At 66.4% G+C, this 21,516-nt stretch carries 19 protein-coding genes; 8 read left to right on the top strand and 11 right to left on the bottom strand.

Features of this window, described 5'->3' with window-relative positions; all coding sequences use genetic code 11:
* Window positions 1-102: 102 nt before the first annotated feature.
* Window positions 103-372, bottom strand: coding sequence for a hypothetical protein (locus QX010_RS04215; protein ID WP_315804521.1), 270 nt, complete (start codon window positions 370-372; stop codon window positions 103-105).
* Between the two features lie 169 nt (window positions 373-541).
* On the opposite strand from QX010_RS04215, the gene QX010_RS04210 reads away from it, so the two are divergent.
* Together QX010_RS04210 and QX010_RS04205 are read left to right on the top strand one after the other, a co-directional pair.
* Window positions 542-862 carry a hypothetical protein gene (locus QX010_RS04210; RefSeq protein ID WP_315804520.1) on the top strand — a complete coding sequence of 107 codons (321 nt, stop codon included), beginning with the start codon at window positions 542-544 and terminating at the stop codon, window positions 860-862.
* A gap of 214 nt (window positions 863-1,076) precedes the next feature.
* Entirely contained in the window at window positions 1,077-1,358 is a 282-nt protein-coding gene (locus QX010_RS04205; RefSeq protein WP_315804519.1) for a hypothetical protein, read from the top strand.
* An 82-nt stretch (window positions 1,359-1,440) separates the two neighbouring features.
* Here the strand turns inward: QX010_RS04205 and QX010_RS04200 are convergent, their stop codons facing one another.
* The 3 genes from QX010_RS04200 to ettA form a co-directional block, all read right to left on the bottom strand.
* Entirely contained in the window at window positions 1,441-2,688 is a 1,248-nt protein-coding gene (locus QX010_RS04200; protein ID WP_315804518.1) for a lytic murein transglycosylase, read from the bottom strand.
* A 71-nt stretch (window positions 2,689-2,759) separates the two neighbouring features.
* Window positions 2,760-3,341, bottom strand: coding sequence for a TIGR00645 family protein (locus QX010_RS04195; protein ID WP_315804517.1), 582 nt, complete (start codon window positions 3,339-3,341; stop codon window positions 2,760-2,762).
* Window positions 3,342-3,486: 145 nt separating this feature from the next.
* On the bottom strand, window positions 3,487-5,136 hold the full coding sequence (gene ettA / locus QX010_RS04190) for an energy-dependent translational throttle protein EttA (protein ID WP_315804535.1): 1,650 nt from the start codon (window positions 5,134-5,136) through the stop codon (window positions 3,487-3,489).
* Window positions 5,137-5,440: 304 nt separating this feature from the next.
* Here ettA and QX010_RS04185 point away from each other — a divergent pair, with 304 nt between their 5' ends.
* Together QX010_RS04185 and QX010_RS04180 are read left to right on the top strand one after the other, a co-directional pair.
* Window positions 5,441-5,659, top strand: coding sequence for a hypothetical protein (locus QX010_RS04185; protein ID WP_315804516.1), 219 nt, complete (start codon window positions 5,441-5,443; stop codon window positions 5,657-5,659).
* A 124-nt stretch (window positions 5,660-5,783) separates the two neighbouring features.
* Window positions 5,784-6,746 carry a D-2-hydroxyacid dehydrogenase family protein gene (locus QX010_RS04180; RefSeq protein WP_315804515.1) on the top strand — a complete coding sequence of 321 codons (963 nt, stop codon included), beginning with the start codon at window positions 5,784-5,786 and terminating at the stop codon, window positions 6,744-6,746.
* Between the two features lie 80 nt (window positions 6,747-6,826).
* On the opposite strand, the gene QX010_RS04175 is transcribed toward QX010_RS04180, so the two are convergent.
* Complete coding sequence (locus QX010_RS04175) at window positions 6,827-8,053, bottom strand: L,D-transpeptidase (RefSeq protein WP_316177822.1); 1,227 nt, start codon at window positions 8,051-8,053, stop codon at window positions 6,827-6,829.
* Window positions 8,054-8,346: 293 nt separating this feature from the next.
* Here QX010_RS04175 and QX010_RS04170 point away from each other — a divergent pair, with 293 nt between their 5' ends.
* Window positions 8,347-9,420, top strand: a complete 1,074-nt coding sequence (locus tag QX010_RS04170; RefSeq protein ID WP_316177820.1) for a hypothetical protein — start codon at window positions 8,347-8,349, stop codon at window positions 9,418-9,420.
* Window positions 9,421-9,433: 13 nt separating this feature from the next.
* Here the strand turns inward: QX010_RS04170 and sseA are convergent, their stop codons facing one another.
* The 3 genes from sseA to QX010_RS04155 form a co-directional block, all read right to left on the bottom strand.
* Complete coding sequence (gene sseA, locus QX010_RS04165; RefSeq protein ID WP_316177818.1) at window positions 9,434-10,291, bottom strand: 3-mercaptopyruvate sulfurtransferase; 858 nt, start codon at window positions 10,289-10,291, stop codon at window positions 9,434-9,436.
* Between the two features lie 111 nt (window positions 10,292-10,402).
* On the bottom strand, window positions 10,403-10,816 hold the full coding sequence (locus QX010_RS04160) for a rhodanese-like domain-containing protein (protein ID WP_315804511.1): 414 nt from the start codon (window positions 10,814-10,816) through the stop codon (window positions 10,403-10,405).
* Window positions 10,817-10,999: 183 nt separating this feature from the next.
* Window positions 11,000-12,175 carry a VWA domain-containing protein gene (locus QX010_RS04155; RefSeq protein ID WP_315804510.1) on the bottom strand — a complete coding sequence of 392 codons (1,176 nt, stop codon included), beginning with the start codon at window positions 12,173-12,175 and terminating at the stop codon, window positions 11,000-11,002.
* A gap of 115 nt (window positions 12,176-12,290) precedes the next feature.
* Between QX010_RS04155 and QX010_RS04150 the strand changes: the two genes are divergently transcribed.
* On the top strand, window positions 12,291-12,536 hold the full coding sequence (locus QX010_RS04150) for a GlsB/YeaQ/YmgE family stress response membrane protein (protein WP_315717851.1): 246 nt from the start codon (window positions 12,291-12,293) through the stop codon (window positions 12,534-12,536).
* Between the two features lie 97 nt (window positions 12,537-12,633).
* Window positions 12,634-13,476 (top strand): MoxR family ATPase, encoded by an 843-nt coding sequence (locus tag QX010_RS04145; protein ID WP_315717852.1) that lies wholly within the window; start codon window positions 12,634-12,636, stop codon window positions 13,474-13,476.
* A 28-nt stretch (window positions 13,477-13,504) separates the two neighbouring features.
* On the opposite strand, the gene QX010_RS04140 is transcribed toward QX010_RS04145, so the two are convergent.
* Window positions 13,505-13,888 (bottom strand): response regulator, encoded by a 384-nt coding sequence (locus tag QX010_RS04140; protein WP_315804509.1) that lies wholly within the window; start codon window positions 13,886-13,888, stop codon window positions 13,505-13,507.
* Window positions 13,881-17,486 carry a PAS domain-containing protein gene (locus QX010_RS04135; RefSeq protein WP_316177815.1) on the bottom strand — a complete coding sequence of 1,202 codons (3,606 nt, stop codon included), beginning with the start codon at window positions 17,484-17,486 and terminating at the stop codon, window positions 13,881-13,883. The genes QX010_RS04140 and QX010_RS04135 overlap by 8 nt, the downstream gene beginning before the upstream one ends.
* Before the next feature lie 309 nt (window positions 17,487-17,795).
* On the opposite strand from QX010_RS04135, the gene QX010_RS04130 reads away from it, so the two are divergent.
* Window positions 17,796-19,310, top strand: a complete 1,515-nt coding sequence (locus QX010_RS04130) for an ATP-binding protein (RefSeq protein ID WP_316177814.1) — start codon at window positions 17,796-17,798, stop codon at window positions 19,308-19,310.
* A gap of 44 nt (window positions 19,311-19,354) precedes the next feature.
* Here QX010_RS04130 and QX010_RS04125 read toward each other — a convergent pair whose 3' ends face one another.
* Window positions 19,355-21,484, bottom strand: coding sequence for a phosphocholine-specific phospholipase C (locus QX010_RS04125; RefSeq protein WP_316177812.1), 2,130 nt, complete (start codon window positions 21,482-21,484; stop codon window positions 19,355-19,357).
* Window positions 21,485-21,516 lie beyond the last annotated feature (32 nt).

The raw sequence follows: 21,516 nt of genomic DNA, 5'->3' as shown, positions 1-21,516 counted from the left end.
TTCCAATTTCCCGATCAATCTAGAATGCCTCCAACTATACGAGCTTGCCGCAGATCAAAGTTGCCGCCGAATATGGGCGGGCGGCGATCAAGCCGCTGCAACTCAGTCGCCCCCACCACCGTCCCCTCCACCACCGTCGCCACTGTCACCTCCGCCGTCGATCGGGTTTCCCATCACGTCCGACGAGGTATTGGAAAACCAACTTGCGACACCGCTCCCCTGACTGGAGCTGGACGCCCCATCGGAATCGACGCTGGTGCTGTCCGCGGACGAGCGGCGGTGGTGGGGCCGGCGGCCGGCGCGAACCAGCAGCGCGTAGCAGGCGGCCGAGGTCAATCCGATGGCCACGACGATCGTCATCACGGGGGTCATGCCTGCTCCTGACCGGCGGCGATTTTTGTGCAATGCAGCATTGAACGTATCCCGGAGATGGGTCGTCCAATGGGACGCGCCCGTTCATTGATCATTCAAGCGGGATGTGTGAACCTGCCGTATCGCCTGATGCGCGATCCGCCGACCTGGAGTGAGAGAGGTTAAGGTCATGAAGAAGACTCTTGCGGCTCTGGCCGCCGTCGCGACGCTGTCGACCGCAGCGCTGGCCCCTGCTCCTGCTGAAGCGCGCAATGGTCGTGTCGCCGCTGGTGTCGCTGCCGGCCTGCTCGGCGGCGCCCTCATCGGTGGCGCCATCGCTGCGGGCAGCAATCCCTATTATTATGGGCCCGGATATTCTTACGGGCCGGGCTACTCCTATTACGGCGGGCCTGCCTACATCGCCGATCCTGGCTACGCCTGCTATTGGCAGCGCCAGCGCTTCTGGGACGGCTACGGCTGGCGGATTCGCCGCGTCCGGGTTTGCGAGTGATCGTTCACCTTCATTAATTCCATGACCTTGCACCGGAATTTCGAGAACGGCGGCTGACACGGCCAGAAAAAACCGTTTTTCCGTCGCATCAGGTCGGACAGAGTTTACGAAGGGTTGACGGATTGTCGTGTTTTCTCGCGACGCTGACGGCCCTGATCGTGCGTGAATCACCAACCCGGCGCTCGCGAGGGCGCCTTCCAGGAGATCTCGGAACATGAAGAAGATCCTGACCGCAGTGCTTGCGGTTGCGACCATCGCCGGTTCGCTGAGCATGACGGCACCGGCCGCCAAGGCCGGCGACGTCGGTGCCGGCGTGGCTGCCGGCCTGATCGGCGGCGCCCTGCTCGGCGGCGCGATCGCGTCCAGCCGTCCGGCCTATGGCGGTCCGGTCTACGTCGAAGCCCCTCCGCCGGGCCCGCCGCCGTGCGTGTGGCGTCGTGAGCGCTATTGGGACGGTTATGGCTGGGTGTCCCGCCCGGTTCGCGTCTGCTACTGATCCCGACGACGCATAGCTCGCAACAAGCCCGGCCCTGCGGCCGGGCTTTTTGCTGCCCGCCTGCTCGGCTGATTTCACTCGATCAGCGCGCGGCGTCGATCGCCTGCAGCACTGATTCGCTCGGCCAGCAGTCGACCTTCAGGCCCGCCTTCTTCTGAAATACGCCGAGTGCGGCACGGGTCTGCATGCCGGCCTTGCCGTCCAGCTTATCGCCGTAGAGACCGAGCCGCATCAGGCCCTTCTGCATCGCCTCGACGTCCTTGCTCCGAAGCTGCTTCGACGCCGACCATGGTGTCGCGAACGGGGCCGGGCTCGTCATGCGATCCGCGAGGTGACCGACGAACAGCACGTAGAGATCGGAGAAATTGTATTCCTTGATGACGAAGTAGTTCGCAGTCGTCAGGAACGCCGGACCATAGATGCCCTCGGGCTGCAGCAGCGACGCCGGCTGCTGCTGCTCGGCAGCACTCAACCGCTGGCCGCGCACCGGCACGAAGCCCGCGCGCAGCCATTCGCCGATCGGCTTCTTCACCTCCGGCACGCCGATCGCGCAGTCCACATTTGCCGGCGGCTTGACCTCGTAGGCCCAGCGCACGCCGCGCTGCCAGCCCTTGTTCGCAAGCTGCAGCGCCGCCGAGCCCAGCGCGTCCGGCACCGAATGCCAGAGATCGACCTTGCCGTCGCCATCGAGATCGACACCGTGCTTGTAGTACTCCGACGGCAGGAACTGTGTGAGCCCGACCGCCCCGCCCCATGACGCCCTGAGATCGCGGCGCGACACCACGCCGTCGCTCAGCATCTTCAGCGCCATGATGAATTCGGTGCGGTACTGGTCCTTGCGGCGACCGACATAGGCCTGGGTCGCCAGCACGCGCAGCGCATCGTAGGGCAGCGCGTAGCGGCCGAAATCGGTCTCGCGGCCCCAGATGGCGAGCACGACAGGTCCCGGAACGCCGAAGCGGCGCTCGATCTCGGCGAGCGCGGGACGATATTGCTGGATCAGCTTCTGGCCATACGCGGCGAGCCGCGCGATCGAGGCTTCCTTGATGTAGTCGGCCGGCACCTGCACGAACTCGGCCTGCGCCGGAGCGCCTGTTGCCGGACGGCCTGGCAGCAGCAGGTCGGGAAGCTTGTAGTCGGGCTCGAGCTCGCGCGTCTCGGCATCGAACGTCGCGCGCGAAACGCCCTGCTCCTTGGCCTCGGGCCAGAGCGAAGCCACGAATTGCGTGAAGTCGCCGTCGGCGGCGCTCGCCTGGCCATCGCCGAGGATGCAGAGCGCCACACCAATCAGGACGAGCCTGCGCAAACCGAAGAGCAACTGCCGAGCCATGCAATAGGGTTAGCATGGCTCGCGGCGGTTGTGAACGTCAGCAGCCCTGCGCCGGAACCCGACTCTTCCGCTCAATGCCCCGCCGCCTGCTTCGCCTCCTCGATCGCGGCATTCGACAATTTGTCGACGACGGCGATTCCGATGGCGGAGAGAATGAAGACCGTGTGAATGATGGTCTGCCACATCACGCCGGTCTCGGTGTAGTTCGACTTGCCTGACGACAGCGCGCCGGCTTCGATGAAGGTGCGCAGCAGATGGATCGACGAGATGCCGATGATCGCCATGGCGAGCTTGATCTTCAGCACGCTGGCATTGACGTGGCTGAGCCATTCCGGCTCGTCCGGATGGCCCTGCAGATTGAGCCGCGACACGAAGGTCTCGTAGCCGCCGACGATCACCATCACGAGCAGGTTCGAGATCATGACCACGTCGATCAGGCCGAGCACCGCGAGCATGATCTGCTGCTCTGAGAAATCGAAGGCGTGGGCGAACAGGTGCCAGAGCTCTTTGAGGAAGAGCACGACATAGACGCCCTGCGCGATGATCAGCCCGACATAGAGCGGCAGCTGCAGCCAGCGCGAGCCGAAGATCAGCATGGGTATGGGGCGCAGCGCTCCGCCCTTGGAGGACAGGGTCGCGTCGGGGGAAGACATGATGGGATTTTCTCGCGGCTGGATGGGATTGCGGAACGACTATCTACGCAATCACGTCGCACATGGAAGCGACAACTGGCCGCAGCCTGGGCGCGACGCTTTGTCCCGGAACGAAGACAGCGTCGCGCCTCGCGATGTCCTGAGATCAGCGCGTCAGCTTCTTGTACTTGACCCGGTGCGGGATCACGCTGTCCTGGCCGAGACGGCGCATCTTGTCCTTCTCGTAGTCCTGGAAGTTGCCTTCGAACCATTCGACGTGGCTGTCGCCCTCGAAGGCCAGCATGTGGGTCGCGATACGGTCGAGGAACCAGCGGTCGTGGCTGATGATGACGGCGCAGCCGGCGAAATCCTCCAAGGCCTCTTCGAGGGCGCGCAAGGTGTCGACGTCGAGATCGTTGGTCGGCTCGTCGAGCAGCAGCACGTTGGCGCCCGACTTCAGCATCTTGGCGAGATGCACGCGATTGCGCTCACCGCCCGAGAGTGCCCCGACCTTCTTCTGCTGGTCGGCGCCCTTGAAGTTGAAAGCCGAGCAATAGCCGCGCGAGTTGACTTCCTTCTTGCCGAGCAGGATCAGCTCGTTGCCGCCGGAGATCTCCTCCCATACCGTCTTGTTGCCGTCGAGAGCGTCGCGCGACTGGTCGACATAGCCGAGATGCACGGTCTCACCGATGGTGATGGTGCCGGCATCCGGCTTCTCTTGTCCCGTGATCATGCGGAACAACGTGGTCTTGCCGGCGCCGTTCGGACCGATCACGCCGACGATGCCGCCCGGCGGCAGCTTGAAGGTGAGGTTGTCGATCAGCACGCGATCGCCGAAGCTCTTGGACAGCCCGTCGAAATCGACCACATTCTGTCCGAGCCGCTCGGCGACGGGAATGATGATCTGCGCGGTCTGGGTCTGCTTCTCGCTGGCCTTCTTGAGCAGCTCCTCATAGCGCTGGTAGCGCGCCTTGGACTTCGCCTGGCGGGCCTTCGGCGACGCCGCGATCCACTCCTGCTCACGCGCCAAAGTGCGCTGATGCGCGGCATCCTCGCGGCCCTCCTGCTCCAGCCGCTTCTGCTTCTGCTGCAGCCAGGACGAATAGTTGCCCTCGTAGGGGATGCCCCTGCCGCGATCGAGCTCCAGGATCCAGCTGGTGACGTTGTCGAGGAAGTAGCGATCGTGGGTCACGATCAGGATCGCGCCCGGATAATTGCGCAGGTGACCTTCGAGCCAGGACACCGATTCAGCGTCGAGATGGTTGGTCGGTTCGTCCAGCAGCAGCAGCTCGGGCTGGTCGAGCAGCAGCTTGCACAAGGCGACGCGGCGACGCTCGCCGCCGGACAGCTTGGTGACGTCGGCATCGTCGGGCGGACAGCGCAGCGCATCCATCGCCTGGTCGACCTTGCTGTCGAGATCCCAAAGGCCCTGCGCCTCGATCTCGTCCTGCAGCTTGGTCATCTCGTCGGCGGTCTCTTCCGAGTAGTTCATCGCCAGCTCGTTGTAGCGATCGAGGATCGCCTTCTGCTTGCCGACGCCGAGCATGACGTTCTCGCGCACCGTGAGCTTCGGATCGAGCTGCGGCTCCTGCTCGAGATAGCCGACGCGGGCACCCTCGGCCACCCAGGCCTCGCCGGTATAGTCCTTGTCGATGCCGGCCATGATCTTGAGCAGGGTCGATTTGCCCGAGCCGTTGACGCCGAGCACACCGATCTTGGCGTCCGGATAGAACGACAAGTGAATGTTATCGAGCACCTTGCGGGTCGGGTAGGTCTTGGACAGACCCTGCATGAAGTAGACGAACTGGCGCGCCATCGCGTGTCCCTTGAAGCCTGCCGGAATTTTCGGAAAATGGTTGCCGCTGATGTAACCGCGCGGTCCCCAAAGGGCAACCGGCGAGCCGGTCTCGGCCGGAACAAATGCCGGGAGAATCCCGGTCAAACTTCGCGCCGGCCCGGCCTGCCGTCCACGGACGATTACGGGTCCGGCACCTTGTGTGCGGCCGATCACGACAATTGCAACCATCTTTTAATTAATTCGGCGGGACACTCGGTCTCGGCCCGCAAGACCCGCGTGCCCAAGCGGCAAAAGCCGCGACCGACAACAGCGAGAGCCCGTCATGGCAGCCTTCACGTCAGCCTCCCTGCCCGCTTCGGCGGCACACCGCAAAGACCGATCCGGGATCGCGGACGACATCCGCGGCTTCTGGCGCGAATTCGTCGCGCGCGCCTTCAACCCGTACCGGCCAGAATTGCACTACATGCGCGGCCCCGGCCCCGCCTGGCGCGCCAAGTACGGCCATGACGCCGCGTTCCGGCTGAAGTCCCGCCTCGATTGACGTCGCCTGGGTCCGCGTAAGAGCGTGACGATGCCTTGCGCAACCAGCCCGTTGCGCGCAAGCATGGCTCCATTCCTGACGGCATTCACCATTGCCGCCGTCCCCCGATGAATGGACCCTGCCGATGACACGGCTGCGCTGTGCGATCCTCGACGACTATTACGATACAGCCCTCTCATTGGCCGACTGGCCCCGGCTGGCCGACAGGGTGGATGTGACGGCTTTCACACAGCCGTTCGGCAACGAGGAAGCGGCCGCCAGCGCGCTCGCCGATGCCGACATCATCTGCGCGATGCGCGAGCGGACGCCATTGCCCCGCTCCCTGATCGAGCGATTGCCGAAGCTGAAGCTCCTGATCACCTCGGGCATGCGCAACGCCGCCATCGACATGGAGGCCGCCAAGGCACGCAGCGTCGTCGTCTGCGGCACGCAATATGGCCGTGACCCCACCGCACCGCTCACCATGGGCCTGATCCTGGAGCTGACGCGCAGGATCGGCCAGGAGAACGCGCGCATGCACGCCGGGGAGCCCTGGCAGGCGCTGGGCGGCGTGGAGATCGAGGGCAAGACGCTGGGCGTAATCGGGCTGGGCAAGCTCGGCACCAAGGTCGCAGAGCTCGGCAAGGCGTTCGGCATGAACGTGATCGCCTGGAGTCCCAATTTGACGCCCGAACGCTGCGAGGCGGCGGGAGTAGGCTACGCGACCAAGGAGAAGCTGTTCACCGCCGCCGATGTCATCACCGTCCACGTCGTGCTCAGCGATCGCTCACGCGGGCTGGTGGGCGCGGCCGACATCGCGCGCATGAAGCCGACCGCCTATCTCGTCAACACCTCGCGCGCGCCGATCGTCGACGAGGCCGCGCTGCTGCAGGCGCTCCGCGACCAGCGCATCGCCGGTGCCGGGCTCGACGTGTTCTCGGTGGAACCGCTGCCGGTCACCCATCCGCTGCGCGGGCTCGGCAACGTCGTGCTCACACCACATCTCGGCTACGTCACCGAGGAGAGTTTTCGCGCCCATTACGGCCAGATGGTCGATTGCATCGCCACCTGGCTCGCAGGGGCCGAGCCGCCGCGCCGGCTGGCTTAAAAGCAGACGAGAGCGGCCCTCATAGCAAAACACCCTCCGAGGAGGGTGTTTTCAACGTGATCAGCTCGCACGCGCCCGCCTCAGCGGATCGTCACCGGCGGCGGCAGCGGCTGCATGTTGGCGGGCTGGCCAGCCGCCGGCACGGTCGCCTGGGCCTGGACGGGCGCCTGGGCCGGGGCCGCGGCAGCAGCCATGTTCTTGCTGGAACCTGGAGGCGCACCGCCCGGCATCACGACCACACGGGTGCCGACCTTGACCCGGTCGAACAGGTCGGCGACGTCGTCGTTCAGCATGCCGATGCAGCCCGACGACACGAACTTGCCAATCGTCGACGGCTGGTTGGTGCCGTGGATGCGGTACACGGTCGAGCCGAGATACATCGCGCGGGCACCGAGCGGATTGCCGGGACCGCCGGCCATGAAGCGCGGCAGATAGGGCTGCCGCTCGATCATCTCGCTCGGCGGATACCAGTCCGGCCACTCGGTCTTCTTGGTGATCTTCTGCACGCCGGTCCAGGTGAAGCCTTCGCGGCCGACACGGACGCCGTAGCGCATCGCCCGGCCGTTGCCGAGCACCAGATAGAGGTAGGTGTTGGGCGTATCGACGACGATCGTTCCCGGCGGCTCCTTGGTGACGAAGTCGACCTCCTGGCGGCGCAGGTTCGGCGGCAGCGGCGCCGGCGCCGCATCGGGTTGTTCCTCGGGCGGCAGAGCTGCCACCGTCATCGGTCGATCTCCGGCGGCCGGGGCCTGTGCCGCGCCTGCGACGGCCGGAGCGCCACCGACGGCGCCGGGCGGCCGCGGCGCGCCTGCGTCGCCACCGGGCGCGCTGGCGCCACCATAGGCCTGCTGGCTGGAGGCGGGACGATCACCGTAGATCACCGGGGGCGGACCAGCCGGGCGGCCATAGCGCGGATCATCCGGGGACATCACCGGGCCGGTCGGAGCGGCTCCGTAGACCGTCGCACCGGCCGGACGTCCATAACGAGGATCGTCGGGAGAAAGGATGGGACCGGTCGGAGCCGCAGCACCATAAACCGGCGCATTGGCTGGACGACCGTAGCGCGGATCGTCCGGCGAGATCACCGGGCCGGGCGGCGGCAACGCCGCGGAATTGCCAGGCGCATTCTCATCGTCGAGCGCGTCAAAATCCTGCCCCTGCCCGCGCGCATCGGCCGGGTAAGGCGTCGGCGCCGGTGAGTACGCTCCAGGCGCGGTCTGATAGACCTGCTGTGCCTCGGCAAACGAAGTTGCCGTCACGCCCGCTGCCGCGACCGCGCAAACCGTCAGGATTTGTCTGATCATCATCGCCCTTGCAGTATCCCCAAGCCGCCGATTGGGACCTTTGCTGTGCCAGATGGCCGAAGATAGCGGCGCATTCAAGACAATTCCGGCCTGAGCGGCCCGACTTCGGCAATTTGTGATCATGTCTCCGTCGTTGCACGGAAGTCTCACGCCGCCGAAAAAGTGCGGCGGAGCCCCCGCAGGCCCCATGGATGCCGTGATTTGCCGAGCGGGCGGGAACACTTCCGGTATTCTGACCTGAGCCTGATTCGCGATGCACGGCAGAAGCCGGCCTCGTCGCGAACGCGGCATTCCCTGTGATCACCGCGTTCCCTACTGGCTCTAAGGTCTCGGCAGTCACGCTGCCGTGGCGAGAGTTACCGTCAATGCTTCCCGGCTTTCGTTTTCTGGTCGCCGCGATCGTCTGTTCCATCTCTCTCACCATCTTCGGCATGGGCGCTGCGGCCCTGTTGCGCGCGGCCCACGAGCAGTTCGCCAGCAACGCGTCCTGGCGCACGACTCAGGCCTCCGGCTTCACCACGTTCCTGCCGCCGGCCGAACCCACGCCGGTGCTCGCGGTGCTGCGGGTGGATTCGATTCCGACACCGCCGGTGACGCCGCCGCCGGTCGTGGCCGATGCTCCCCCGGCAGCGTCCGAGCCGCCGAGCGCGCCGTCGACGGCGGCGCCGGCCGCCGAGACGCCCGAGGCGACGCCCGTTGCGGTGGCCACCGATGTGCCGACGCCCTCGCTGCCGGCGGAGACGGTCGACACGTCCCGCACCTCCGCCATCGTCGAGACCGCGTCCGCGACGAACGACCGGTTCGAGAGCACCAAACCGGAGCGCCCCATTCCGGACACGTCCGCTTCGATCGTCGTTCCGGTCGAAAAAGTCTCCGACAGGCCGAGCATGGACAGTTCGCCCGCGACTGCAGCGCCGCCCCCGCCGCCGGCGTCGACCGAAGCTGCGGCCGCCGTGGTCTCACCGCCGCCGCCGGCTCCTCAGATTCTCGCCAGCGCCGATCCGATGATGACGACCGCAGCCGCCGCCGCGCCCGTTCCGGCGGTGCTCGACCCGATCGCGGCCAAGCTCGCCGCGCTGGCCGAGCAGCCGGCGCACCAGGAGCGGCCCGCGGCCGGCGAGCATCGTGCCTCGGTGAAGGTCGCGAGCGTTCAGTTGCGCCGGAGCATCCTCAAGAAGCGCCAGGCCCGGGAGAAGCAGGTTGCGGCGCGCCGCGCCAAGCAGCGGCGCATCGCCCAGCGCGTCAGGGCGGCGCGGCAGGCAGCGGCCCAACTGCAGCAACAGACCGCGTTCCCCGATCCATTCGGACAGCAGCCATTTGGTCAACCGCAGGCGGCCGTCCAGCAGGCTGCCGGGCCGCGCACGCGGTAGGCGGAGCTAGCGATCAGGCCGGCCCGGTCGCAACCGGCGGACCGTTCTCGACGCCCCATTCCGACCACGAGCCGTCGTAGAGCGCGGTGTCGCGGATGCCGAGACGATAGAGCGCCAGCGTCAGCACCGCCGCCGACACCCCGGAGCCGCAGGAGGTGACGATCGGCCTGGCGAGATCGACGCCAGCGGCGCCGAACGCCTTACGTAGCTCGTCTAGCGGCTTCATCACGCCGGTCGCCGCGTCGAACAGCTCCGCATAGGGCAGATTGCGGCTGCCGGGGATATGGCCGGATCGGAGACCGGGCCGCGGCTCGGCGACCTCGCCCGCGAAGCGCGGCGCCTGCCGCGCATCGATCACCTGCTCGGCATTGCCGGCGAGATTGGCAACCATCTGCTCGATCCGGCGCACGCGCGCGGCATCGAACGTCGCGCTGAACGTGCCAAGCGCCGGCGTGACCTGCCCGCTCTCGAGCCGGCGCCCCTCCGCCATCCACTTCTTCAGCCCGCCGTCGAGCACGCGCACATCCGTGTGGCCGAACGACAGGAACATCCACCAGGCGCGCGGCGCGGCGACCCAGCCGCCGGAATCATAGACCACCACCGTATCGCCATTGCTGACGCCGAGCCGGCCGGCGTCGCGGCCGAACTGCGCGGCGCTCGGATACATGTGCGGCAGCGGATTGGAATGGTCGGAGACCTCGTCGACGTCGAAAAACACGGCGCCGGGGATGTGCGCCTTCAGGTAATCGTCCTTCGGCAGCGGCAGCACACCCGGCATCTTGAAGGTCGCGTCGAGCACCTTCACCTTGGGATCGCCCAGATGCGCAGCGAGCCAGTCGGTGGAGACGAGAGGGTCGTCGTGGATGGTCATGCGCAAAAGCTCCGGGCTTCACATTCGATCGTCATCGCCGGACTTGATCCGGCGATCCACCTTGTCGAAGCGATGGACACGCGGGTCAAGCCCGCGTGCGACGGGCAGCGATCAATCCTTCTTCTTCGGCGCCCAGGCCTCGACCGGCCCGCCGCAGTCGCGCCACGCCGCGAAACCGCCACCGATATGGGCGACCGGCTTCAGGCCCATGTCCTGCGCGGTCTTGGCCGCGAGCGCCGAGCGCAGGCCGCCGGCGCAATGAAAGATGAACGTCTTGTCCTGCTGAAAGACCGGCTTGGCATAGGGGCTCTGCGGGTCGATCCAGAACTCCAGCATGCCGCGGGTGCACGAGAACGCGCCGGGAATCCTGCCCTCACGCTCGATCTCTCGGGGGTCCCTGATATCGACGATCACGACATCGTCGCGCTTCGCCGCCGCGATCGCCTCAGCCGCCGAGAGCGTCTCGATCTCGGCATTGGCTTCATCGAGCAGCGCCTTGATCCCGCGCGTGATGGTCTGGGGCATGTCTTCTTCCTTCGTCTTTTCCAGCCGCCGAGCGGCGTCGTTTCGCGTCTACATTCCGGGGTCGTCCGTCAGGACCGAACCCGGAATCCAGAGCCGATCGCACAAGCTCGATATTCCGGATTTGGTCGCTATCGCGACCGCCCGCAACGACGGCCTTGCATCGCGCGCCGCAGAACGAGCGCCTTACCTCACCAGCTCCTTCATCGCCGCTTCCAATCCCTCGATCGTGATCGGATACATGCGCTCGGAGAAGATGCGGCGAATGATGGTGGTGGACTCCGAATAGTCCCAATGCTTCTGCGCCACCGGATTGAGCCACACCGCGTGGGGATAGGTGCGGATGACGCGGTCGAGCCACACTGACCCCGGCTCCTCGTTGACGTGCTCGACCGAACCGCCGGGCACCATGATCTCATAAGGCGACATCGAGGCGTCGCCGACGAACACGACCTTGTAGTCGTGCGGGTACTTGTGCAGCACGTCCCAGGTCGGCGTGCGGTCGGTGAAGCGGCGCTTGTTCTGCTTCCACACGCCCTCATAGAGGCAGTTGTGGAAGTAGAAATATTCCATGTGCTTGAATTCGCTCTTGGCGGCCGAGAACAGCTCCTCGACCTGGGCGATGTGCGAATCCATCGAGCCGCCGATGTCGAAGAACACCAGCACCTTCACCGCATTGCGCCGCTCGGGCCGCATGTGCACGTCGAGATAGCCGTGATTGGCGGTCTCGCGGATCGTGGTGTCCAGATCGAGCTCGTCCGGCGCGCCGGTGCGGGCGAACTTGCGCAAGCGGCGCAGCGCCACCTTGATGTTGCGGATGCCGAGCTCGACATTGCCGTCGAGATCCTTGAACTCGCGCCGGTCCCACACCTTCACGGCGCGGTTGTTGCGGTTCTTCTCCTGGCCGATGCGGACGCCTTCGGGGTTGTAGCCATAGGCGCCGAACGGCGACGTGCCCGCCGTGCCGATCCACTTGTTGCCGCCCTGGTGACGGCCCTTCTGCTCTTCCAGGCGCTTCTTCAAGGTCTCCATGAGCTTGTCCCAGCCCATGGCCTCGATCTCTTTCTTCTCTTCCTCGGTGAGGTATTTCTCGGCCAGCTTCCTCAGCCATTCCTCGGGGATTTCGGCCTTCTCCATCGCGTCGAGCAGGCTCTCCAGCCCCTTGAACACGGAGCCGAACACGCGATCGAACTTGTCGAGATTGCGTTCGTCCTTCACCAGCGCGGTGCGCGACAGATAGTAGAAATTCTCGACCGAGTGCTCGGCGAGGTCGGCGTCGACCGCCTCCATCAGCGTGAGATATTCACGCAAGGAGACCGGGACCTGCGCGTCGCGCAGTGCTGTAAAGAATTGCAGGAACATACCCATTAGATCGCGCGGCTGGGAGGGCACGTCAAGGGCCGCTCCCCGCCCCGCGCTGGACCCGCCGGCATTTTGCTCTACAATCCCTGGAACAACAGGCGGAATGGGGGCTTTCATGGGTATCATTGCAGCACTGATCATCGGCGCCGTCGCGGGCTGGCTGGCGGGGCTGATCGTGCGCGGCGCAGGTTTCGGCCTGATCGGCAACATGGTCATCGGCATCATCGGCGCGCTGGTCGCAAGCTACGTGCTGCCGGCGCTGCACATTGCGCTTGCCAGCGGCACGCTGGGGGCGATCCTGGACGCCACGATCGGCGCCGTCATCGTGCTCGTGATCCTCTCATTGATCAGGCGCGCTTGATTATTTCTGCTTCCGATGGCAGCCATCATCTCAAAGCCGCAGCGGCGTTGCCGCTGCGTAGCCACTCAACACAAGTTCGAACGATGAGCGAGACGCGATGAAATTTACCGGCACCCAGGACTACGTCGCCACCGACGACCTCAAAGTGGCCGTCAATGCGGCGATCGTGCTCGAGCGCCCGCTGCTGGTGAAGGGCGAGCCGGGGACCGGCAAGACCGTGCTGGCCGAGGAAGTCGCCAAGGCCGTCAACGCGCCGCTGCTCACCTGGCACATCAAGTCGACCACCAAGGCGCAGCAGGGCCTTTACGAATACGACGCCGTCTCGCGACTGCGCGACAGCCAGCTCGGCGACTCCAGGGTGTCCGACATCAAGAACTACATCAAGCGCGGCAAGCTGTGGGAGGCCTTCACGGCCGAGCAGCGGCCGGTGCTCCTGATCGACGAGATCGACAAGGCCGACATCGAGTTTCCGAACGACCTGCTGCTCGAGCTCGACCGGATGGAATTCCACGTCTACGAGACCAACGAGACCATCAAGGCGAAGCTGCGCCCGATCGTCATCATCACGTCCAACAACGAGAAGGAGCTGCCGGATGCGTTCCTGCGCCGCTGCTTCTTCCACTACATCAAGTTCCCCGATCCGGATACGATGGGCCGGATCGTCGACGTGCACTTCCCGAACATCAAAAAGCGGCTGGTCGAGGAAGCGCTACGCATCTTCTTCGAGGTCCGCGACGTGCCCGGCCTGAAGAAGAAGCCGTCGACCTCCGAGCTGCTCGACTGGCTCAAGCTGCTGCTCAACGAGGACATCGGTCCCGAGCAGCTGCGCGAGCGCGATCCGCGCAAGCTGATCCCGCCGCTGCACGGTGCGCTGCTCAAGAACGAGCAGGACGTCCACCTGTTCGAGCGGCTCGCCTTCCTCAGCCGGCGCGAGGTGTGAGGGCGCCCGGCTCAATCCGACCGGCGTGTCATTGCGGCGCCGTCCTCTTGATCAGGCGTCCGAGCGCACGCATGATCCCATCGACGGCAATCGGCTTCTCGCAGCGGAGGATCTTCGAGAAGCGGTCCGGGATCACCGATTCGTCATAGCCGGTGGTGAAAACGAAGGGCACGCCGCGTTCGACCAGCAGATCGGCGACCGGAAACGCCATGTCGCCGCGCAGGTTCACGTCGAGAACGGCGCCTTCGATCCGCCCCTCGCGTTTGATCAAGGCGAGCGCGTCAGGGACGGTTCCGACCGGGCCCAGGATCGTGCCGCCGGCACTACCGAAGGCGCAGCGCAGCTCGTCGGCAAGCATATACTCGTCCTCGACGATGAGGATATGACGGTCGCGAAGCGAGCGTTCAGGCATGATCCTCAAGCTCCAGTGTGGTGAGCGAAACGGGAATCGATATCGTGCAACGGACACCGTCGGATGCGAAAGCGTACGAGGTCCTCGCGCTGAGCTGATAGGGCAAGGCCTGTTCGATCAGCTCGCGCCCTTGCCCCGTGCCGACGGGCATCGTGGCTGGCGGCGGCATGTCGACGCCGCTCTCGCGCCACTCGACATGCAGCCAGGGCTGGCCTTCCGCGCCTTCGCGATCGAGCGACCAGACCACGCAGAGCCGGCCCGAGGGCTGCGCCAGCGCGCCATACTTGACCGCGTTGGTGGCGAGCTCGTGCAGGGCCATGGCAAGGGTCTGAACGGTCGACGACCGCAGCCTGACGCCGGACGGTCCCGACAGCCCGATGCGCTCCGAACCGCCGGCGACAGCCGACAGCTCGCTACGGATCAGATCGTCGAAGGTGACGCGATCATTCTCCTTGAGGCGGGACAGCAGGCCCTGGGCTCGGGACAGCGTATCCAGCCGATCACGGAAGCGGGCGCGAAAATCGCCGAGATCGGCGCTGGCACGCGCCGTCTTGTCGGCCATCGAGCGCACCACGCCCAGCAGGTTGCGGGTGCGATGCTGCAGTTCGGCCACCAGCACCTTCTGCCGCTCCTCCCATTCACGCCGCTCGGTCACGTCGACCATGGCGCCGGTCATGCGGATCGGTCGTCCCGCGTCGTCATAGAAGAAGCGCCCACGGCCGTACAGGCAGCGAATTGCGCCGCCCGGATGCACCACGCGAAACTCGCTGACATATTCCTGGTGCGCCTCCATCGCGCGGTGAAGCGCGGCTTCGGCTGCGGGACGATCGTCGGGATGGATGCGCGCCGCCCAGGCCTCGTAGCTCGGGGTCAGCTCGCCAACAGCATAGCCTTCCATGCGAAAGTGCTCGTCCGACCAATAGACCTCGCCGGTCGCGACGTTCCAGTCCCACAGGCCGAGCCGCCCGACCTCGACCGCGCTGCGCAGGCGCTCCTCGCTCTTGCGCAATTCCCGTTCGGCCTTGTTCTGCTCGGAGATGTCGCGCGCCGTCCCGAACCACTCGATGATCTCGCCGTCACGCCCGAGAATGGGGATGGCGCGCGAATCGATCCAGCCGAGGCTGCCATCGATCCTGATCACGCGGTGCTCCAGCTCGAACATGCCCTTCGTCGCGACGGCCCTGCTGATCGCCGCAGTCACCTGCGCCTGATCGTCCGGATGAATGTATTTGGCGAGCCAGCCCTGGCTCGGTTTCATCGTATCGGCGATGAAGTCCTTGCCCTGCAACTGGCGCATCTCCCGCCAGTCCGGGCTCATGCGATAGACGACGTCGGAGCTCGCGGTTACGAAAGCGCGATAGCGCTCCTCGCTGGCGCGCAGTCGCTCCGTCGCTTCGGCACGCAGACGGGCCATCTTGAGATGCGCCTCGACACGCGCCAGCAGTTCACGCGCACTGAACGGCTTGATCAGATAATCATCCGCACCGGCCTCCATGCCTTCGACGCGGCTCTCTTCTCCGGCCCGGGCCGACAGCAGGATCACCGGGATGGTACCGACCCGTTCATCGGCGCGCAGCCGTGCCAGCAACTGCATGCCGTCGATGCGCGGCATCATTACATCGGACAGAACGAGGTCGGGCTTGTCGCGGGCGATGGCCGCGAGCGCGGCTTCACCATCGGCGACGGTCTCGACATCGTAGCGCGCGGCGAGCAGGCGGCGGACATAGTCGCGCATGTCGGCATTGTCGTCGGCCAGGAGGATGCGGGGGCGCGGCCCGGCCCTGTCGGCTGACGTGGTGGTGATGTCGATGTCCGGAACGGCATGCGCGTCGAGCGACGGCGGATCGGGCAGCCAGCGCAATGCCTCCGCGATGAACGGCCGCGCACCGCGAAGCATGGGTTCCTGCGCCGGCGCCGCATCGGACGGGAGATGACTTCGTCCCCTAGGGATTCTGACCGCGAACGTGCTCCCCTGCGACGCTTCGCTGGTCGCCACGACGGATCCGCCGTGCAGCTTGGCGAGCTCATGCACCAGTGCGAGCCCGATGCCCGAGCCTTCATGGGTGCGGCCGAACGCGCCGGCGACGCGATGGAAACGCTCGAAGAGCCGCGGCAGCTCGTGCTGCGGGATGCCGGTCCCGGTGTCCTTCACGCTCAGCTCGAAATGACGATCGCAGGTGACGAGCCGGACCTCGATGTCGCCCGTGAAGGTGAATTTGAACGCGTTGGAGAGCAGGTTGAGGACGATCTTCTCCCACATTTCGCAATCGACATAGGCCGGCTCCGGCAGCGTCGGGCAATCCACGATCAGCCTGAGGCCGGCGGCTTCGATCGCCGAGCGGAAGGTGCTGGCGATCTCCGCGGTCAGGCTCGCGAGGTCAACCGGCGCGTAGACCGCCTGCATCCTGCCGGCCTCGATCCGCGAGAAATCCAGCAGCGTGTTGACCAGCTTGAGCAGCCGCAAGGCATTGCGCTGGGCGATCTCCAACCGGTCGCGATCTGCCGGCGGCAAGCTCTGCGACCGCAGCACATCTTCGAGCGGACCGAGCATCAGCGTCAGCGGCGTACGGAACTCGTGGCTCACATTGGCGAAGAACGCGGTCTTGGCGCGATCGATCTCGGCGAGCGTCTCAGCGCGGCGCCGCTCCTGCTCATAGGCGAGCGTCTCGGAGAAGGCGCTGCCGAGCTGAGCGGCCATCAGATCGAAGAAGCCCTGATGCTCGGCGTCGAGGGCGCGGCGCGGATTGACGCCACAGATCAGGATCACCGTCGCCTGCTCCCGCCCCGTCGCAACCGGCAGCGCCAGTGCCAGCTGCGGCGGCTCGGGCCATGCGCCGGTCGGGACGCCGGCAAATTTCGCACGATCCAGCACGACGCGAATCGGCGCCACCGCGCGCGCCGCCGCCCGGACCGGCCACAGCCCGTCCCCATCGCTGTCGAGGGCAATCTGCGCCGGCGCGATTGCACTGTCCGGGTGTACCCCCGCGGCGCTCAGCAACCGTGCCGATCGCTGGTCCTCGCCGAGTTGGTAGATCAGCGCAAACGGGACATCATGCGGATTCTCGGCGAGGACGTCGGTGGCTTCGCGACAAGCATCCGCCAGACTGTCGGCACGGCCGCGCGCGGCGAGATCGCGCAAGGTCCGCATGCGGCGTTCGCCCACGACCCGGGCCGTCGTCTCGATGACGGGGGTGAAGACACCGCCGACACCGCCGGTCTCGTCGCGAATCGGCGAATAGGAGAACGAAAAATAGGTCTCTTCGAGGTAGCCATGGCGGTCGATGAACAGCGGCATGTCGCGCGAACGGGTCGCTTCGCCAAGCCCAATGACGTGCCGCAACATCGGGCCGATGACCTCCCAGATCTCGGACCATACCGCGTGCCCCGGCGCCCCGAGCGCGGCCGGATGCTTCTGCGAGCCGAGGATCGGGCGATATTCGTCATTGTAGAGCATGACGAGCTCCGGGCCCCACCAGATCAGGATCGGGAACGCGCAGTCCAGGCAGGTGCTGATCGACGTGCGCAACGACTGAGGCCAGCTCTCGGGCGGCCCCAACGGCGTCCGTGACCAATCATGGATGCGCATGAGCGCTCCCATCTCCCCGCCTCCCTGCAGGAAGTCGGCCGCGCGCGCGAACGCCTGAAACGTCGCGCGACCGGCATCCGAATGCTCGTTCACTCCTGGCCCCTTTTTCATCGCACAATATCGTGAAATGCGCGCGGGCGCCAAGCACTGGCCCGAACGGGCAACGAGCGCATCAACGAGGAACTCGGCGGCGCGGCGGGATCCATCCGTCCATCCACAGCCGATCTCGCAACTTGGGACAGTCCAACGCAAACGCTCGACGTGCGCGGCTGCGCTTGTTAAGCGCCAGCCTCTGCGTGAAGCGGGGTTGAGTCGGGGCACATGACGGTTGCGATCGAGATGGGGCAGACGGCGGCGGGATCGCCTGCCGCCCTGGACCTCGAGGAACTGCTGGCGACCCGGCTCCTGGTGCAGGGCAATTCCGGCTCCGGCAAGTCGCATCTCCTGCGCCGCCTGCTGGAGCAGAGCGCGCCCTGGGTGCAGCAGACGATCATCGACCCCGAGGGTGACTTCGTCACCTTGGCCGAGCGATTCGGCCATCTCGTGATCGAGGCCGAGGACCACACCGAGCGCGCCCTGCAGGTCGCCGGCGAGCGGGCCCGGATGCATCGCGTCTCGACGGTGCTCAACCTCGAAGGCCTCGATGCCGAGAATCAGATGCGGCGCGCGGCCGCCTTTCTCAACGGCCTGTTCGAGATCTCCCGCGACCATTGGTACCCGATGCTGGTCGTGGTCGACGAAGCCCAATTGTTCGCACCGGCCGTCGCGGGCGAAGTCTCCGACGAGGCCCGCAAGGCGTCGCTGGGCGCGATGACCAACCTGATGTGCCGCGGCCGCAAGCGCGGGCTGGCGGGCGTGATCGCGACGCAGCGGCTGGCGAAGCTCGCCAAGAACGTCGCGGCCGAGGCCTCGAACTTCCTCATGGGCCGCACCTTCCTCGACATCGACATGGCCCGCGCTGCCGACCTGCTCGGCATGGAGCGGCGCCAGGCCGAGGCGTTCCGCGACCTCGAGCGCGGCCAGTTCATGGCGCTGGGCCCCGCGCTGTCGCGCCGGCCGCTGGGCCTGCGCATCGGCCCGACCGACACCAAGCCGCGCAACGCGACGCCGCGGCTGATGCCGCTGCCGGAAGCGTCGCTCGAAGACGCCCGCGCGGTGATTCTCGCCGCACCGCCGCCCGAGACCAACGCGCGGCCGCAGCGCAAGCCGCAGCCCGAGCTGCTCGACCAGCTGATGGCGGCGAAGTCTGCTGCGCTCGAGCTGCGCCCCGAGCCGCCGGCGCCCGCCGTCAGCGAGGAGGAGCTCGCCGAGCGCAAAGCCCGCGTCGAGCGCGTCTTGCGCGCGGTGCTGGCCGAGCCCGACGCGGGCTTCCGCGCCGTCGGCGTGCTCTACCAGGAGTTCGTCGTCCGCTGCCGCATCGAGGGGCTCGGCACGGCCGTGCCCGACCTCAACGAGTTCCGCCGCATGCTGACCCGCGCCCGTGCCGGCCTCGGCGGCGATGACGCGGCCGACGACGCCGGCTGGCAGGACGTCACCTTGCGCGCCTCGCTGCTGCCCGAGGACATGCAGGGCGTGTTCATGATGATCGCCCGCGCCGCCAAGGACGGCCGCCCCTGCCCGAGCGATGCCGCGATCGCCCGCGCCTACGGCTCGCACTCGCTGCGCCGGGCGCAGCGCCTGCTGACCTATATCGAGGACCAGGGCCTCATCGTCTGCCAGCTCGACGGCGCCGGCCGCCGCATCGTCACCCTGGTCGAGCTCGCCTGGGCCACCGCGCCAGGCGATCCCAATGCCGACGATGCGACCAACGAAGGCCTCGTCGCTTCGTCGTCGTGAGAGGTGCCCGGTTTGCTCCGGGCGCCTCCCGCCGTCGTCTGCGATCAGGTCGCGGCGATCCTTCCCATCGCCGGATCGCTGATGCTGGGCCGACCGTTCTCGACGTGGCCTGCAAGCTGCCAGTTGAAGTTGGCGTCGCCGTCCGTCGTGACCGTCAGGTCGTACCAGCCATGGGTCTGCTGCAGGCGAACCCGCGTCTCCAGCCGCTGGCCGCGCTGCAGCCGGTGCCGCTCGCTGCGTCCGGTGTAGTTGTCGGCCAGAGTCACCACGCAGCTCGCGCCCTTGTTGGTGAGCGCGATCGCAAGGCTGCGGGCATCGTCGCCGTCGTCCCAATCGCAGAGATGGACGGTATCGACATCGACGAGCGCCGCGGTGGTGGCGACGCCGCCCTTGAAGTGGCGGAAGAAGCCGTTCGGCCCGTACACCGACAGATCGTACTGGCCGGCGCTGGCCGCGAGGTCCCACACGCCGTGCAGCGATTTCCCGGCTTCGACGGTGTAGCTCCACGGGCCGGCCGCGGTGTTGCCGGAACGAACGTGGAAGCAGACGCCGGCCTGCCCCGGATTGACGAAGCGGATTCCGAACGTCTTGTGCGCGGCATCGGCATCGCCGTCGACACGCAGATCGTAGGGCAGCGCGCGCGCCGGACGGATGCCCGGCTCCTGCTGCGGCAGGACCTGCTTGGCGGGCGGCACCGGATGATAGTCGTCGAAGCGCGCGCCCGAGGTGATGTCGGCGACCGGCGGCTTGTAGCCGGCCGTGCTCGGCAGCGGCGCCATGCCTTCGTTGGGCGATGTGAAGTTGAACGCCGAGGTGAGATCGCCGCACACCGCCCGCCGCCATGCCGGGATGTTGCTCTCGAACAGATCGGGCGCCTTGTGGTGGAAGCGGCGCTCGATGAAGCGGATCACAGAAGTGTGGTCGAACACTTCCGAGCACACGAAGCCGCCGCGCGACCACGGCGACACCACCAGCATCGGCACGCGGACGCCGAGGCCGTAGGGACCGGCCATGTGGCTGCCATCGCCGGCGAAGAGGTCCGTGCTCACATCGACGGTCGACTGTCCCCAGGCCTGCGACATCGCTGGGTACGGACCGACGACATGGTCGAAGAAGCCGCCGCCTTCGTCGTAGTTGATGATCAGCGCGGTCTTGCTCCACAGCTCCGGATTCGACGTCAGGATGTCGAGCACCTTGGAGATGTACCAGGCGCCCGGCCCCGGCAGCCAGTTCGGATGCTCGCTGAACGCCTCGGGAGCTGCGATCCACGAGACCTGCGGCAGGGTGCCGTTGCGGACGTCGTTGCGCAGCCCGTCGAACAGGTTCTCGAACGTGCCGCCATTGGCGATGTTGCTGCCGCGCAGCGCCTTCTCGTACAGCGGACTGCCTGCTTGCGAATTCTGGTACTGGTGGAAATACAGCAGCGAGTTGTCGCCGTAATTGCCGATCCACGGATTCTGGGTCCAGCCCCAGGAGCCGGCTGCATTCAGCCCGGTGCCGATGTCCTGATAGACCTTCCAGGAGATGCCCGCCTTCTCCAGCCGCTCCGGGAACGTGGTCCAGTCGTAGCCGGCTTCCGCATTGGTGATGACCGGTCCGCCGCCCTTGCCATCGTTGCCGTCCCAGCCGGTCCACAGGTAGTAGCGATTCGGATCGGTCGGTCCCATCACCGAGCAGAAATACTGATCGCACACCGTGAAGGCGTCGGCCAGCGCATAGTGCCAGGGCAGATCCTGCCGGTTCATGCAGGTCATGGTCGTGGTGCCCTTGTTGGCGATCCACTTGTCGTAGTTGCCGTTGTTCCAGGCCTTCTGACCGTCGTTCCAGCCATGGGCGACGTCCTCGACATAGACCTGGCCGGCATTGTCGACGCGGAACGGCATCACCGCCCCCGCGCCGTTCGGCTGCTGCCACACCGGGTTGCCGTTCGGCAGCTTCACCGCGCGGGGATCGTTGAAGCCGCGCACGCCGCGCATCGCACCGAAATAATGGTCGAAGGCGCGGTTCTCCTGCATCAGCACCACGATGTGCTTGACGTCCTCGATGCTGCCGTGGCGATTGAACGCCGGAATGGCATGCGCGCGCTCGATGCTCTGGCCGAGGGCGGCGGTCGCAGCCGACGCTCCGAGCAGCCGCAGGAACTCGCGCCGGTTGTGCGCGATCGTGTTCGACATCTCGTTCATTCCCCATGGTGATGACGGTGTCG

The sequence above is a fragment of the Bradyrhizobium sp. SZCCHNRI1009 genome, from assembly GCF_032487575.1.
In the GTDB taxonomy this organism is placed as follows: Bacteria; Pseudomonadota; Alphaproteobacteria; order Rhizobiales; family Xanthobacteraceae; genus Bradyrhizobium.
This window is presented reverse-complemented; position numbering and strand designations above follow the sequence as displayed.

What these genes read in the sequence shown, in the direction of transcription:
- QX010_RS04215 (WP_315804521.1), bottom strand. Translation starts at nt 372, where the DNA reads ATGACCCCCGTGATGACGATCGTCGTGGCCATCGGATTGACCTCGGCC.
- QX010_RS04210 (WP_315804520.1), top strand. Translation starts at nt 542, where the DNA reads ATGAAGAAGACTCTTGCGGCTCTGGCCGCCGTCGCGACGCTGTCGACC.
- QX010_RS04205 (WP_315804519.1), top strand. Translation starts at nt 1,077, where the DNA reads ATGAAGAAGATCCTGACCGCAGTGCTTGCGGTTGCGACCATCGCCGGT.
- QX010_RS04200 (WP_315804518.1), bottom strand. Translation starts at nt 2,688, where the DNA reads ATGGCTCGGCAGTTGCTCTTCGGTTTGCGCAGGCTCGTCCTGATTGGT.
- QX010_RS04195 (WP_315804517.1), bottom strand. Translation starts at nt 3,341, where the DNA reads ATGTCTTCCCCCGACGCGACCCTGTCCTCCAAGGGCGGAGCGCTGCGC.
- ettA (WP_315804535.1), bottom strand. Translation starts at nt 5,136, where the DNA reads ATGGCGCGCCAGTTCGTCTACTTCATGCAGGGTCTGTCCAAGACCTAC.
- QX010_RS04185 (WP_315804516.1), top strand. Translation starts at nt 5,441, where the DNA reads ATGGCAGCCTTCACGTCAGCCTCCCTGCCCGCTTCGGCGGCACACCGC.
- QX010_RS04180 (WP_315804515.1), top strand. Translation starts at nt 5,784, where the DNA reads ATGACACGGCTGCGCTGTGCGATCCTCGACGACTATTACGATACAGCC.
- QX010_RS04175 (WP_316177822.1), bottom strand. Translation starts at nt 8,053, where the DNA reads ATGATGATCAGACAAATCCTGACGGTTTGCGCGGTCGCGGCAGCGGGC.
- sseA (WP_316177818.1), bottom strand. Translation starts at nt 10,291, where the DNA reads ATGACCATCCACGACGACCCTCTCGTCTCCACCGACTGGCTCGCTGCG.
- QX010_RS04160 (WP_315804511.1), bottom strand. Translation starts at nt 10,816, where the DNA reads ATGCCCCAGACCATCACGCGCGGGATCAAGGCGCTGCTCGATGAAGCC.
- QX010_RS04155 (WP_315804510.1), bottom strand. Translation starts at nt 12,175, where the DNA reads ATGTTCCTGCAATTCTTTACAGCACTGCGCGACGCGCAGGTCCCGGTC.
- QX010_RS04150 (WP_315717851.1), top strand. Translation starts at nt 12,291, where the DNA reads ATGGGTATCATTGCAGCACTGATCATCGGCGCCGTCGCGGGCTGGCTG.
- QX010_RS04145 (WP_315717852.1), top strand. Translation starts at nt 12,634, where the DNA reads ATGAAATTTACCGGCACCCAGGACTACGTCGCCACCGACGACCTCAAA.
- QX010_RS04140 (WP_315804509.1), bottom strand. Translation starts at nt 13,888, where the DNA reads ATGCCTGAACGCTCGCTTCGCGACCGTCATATCCTCATCGTCGAGGAC.
- QX010_RS04135 (WP_316177815.1), bottom strand. Translation starts at nt 17,486, where the DNA reads ATGGGAGCGCTCATGCGCATCCATGATTGGTCACGGACGCCGTTGGGG.
- QX010_RS04130 (WP_316177814.1), top strand. Translation starts at nt 17,796, where the DNA reads ATGACGGTTGCGATCGAGATGGGGCAGACGGCGGCGGGATCGCCTGCC.
- QX010_RS04125 (WP_316177812.1), bottom strand. Translation starts at nt 21,484, where the DNA reads ATGTCGAACACGATCGCGCACAACCGGCGCGAGTTCCTGCGGCTGCTC.